This window comes from Streptomyces sp. AC627_RSS907 (assembly GCF_019049165.1).
Genome location: NZ_JAGMUE010001079.1, coordinates 1 through 621, shown reverse-complemented (window position 1 = coordinate 621; position 621 = coordinate 1). Strand labels below are relative to the sequence as shown.

Sequence of the window (621 nt, the reverse complement as noted above, 5' to 3'; positions counted from 1 at the left end):
TCCTCCACGTGCAGGGCGATGCTCTCCGCCTGCCGGGGCGAGTCGGTGCCCCGGATGTGGGCGGGCATCCGCTCCCAGTGCCCGGCGCAGGCCGGGTTGGCCGGGGCGCCGGGCTGCTCGCGCAGGAACGCCTGTCGCATGCCCTCGCGGGCCCGGTGCAGCAGCACCGCGGTGGCGCCGGTGTTCGCGCCTATCTGGCGGCCGACGGACTCCAGCGGCTGGTCCTCGGCCTCGGCCAGCCACAGCGCCTTCACCCAGCGCTCCGGCAACTGGCCCATGACCCGGGCCAGCAGATCGACGTACGCGACCCGCTGCGCCGGGTCCTGGCCGCTCCCCTGCTCGCCGTACCTGGCCAGGTCGTCCGCCTCGGCCACGGCGGGGTCGCGCGGCACCTCGCGGGCGCCGCGGCCGGCGGTGTCGGAGGACAGGTGGCGCACCGTCGTCGTCAGGTACGCGGACACGTTGTCGATCTGGTGCCCGGTGCGCAGCCGGCGCCAGACGCGGAAGTGCGCCTCGGCCACCAGGTCCTCGGCGACCCAGGGGTTGCCGGTCAGCGTGCGCGCGTAGGCGACGAGGCGGGGGTGCTCGCGTTCGTACAGCCGCGCGTAGGCGTCCGTATCC

The 621-nt window shown here is 75.7% G+C and carries 1 protein-coding gene; it reads right to left on the bottom strand.

Annotated elements, in window-relative coordinates; all coding sequences use genetic code 11:
- On the bottom strand, positions 1–621 hold a 621-nt coding region (locus tag KUM32_RS40365), incomplete at both ends, for an RNA polymerase sigma factor (protein WP_217146670.1).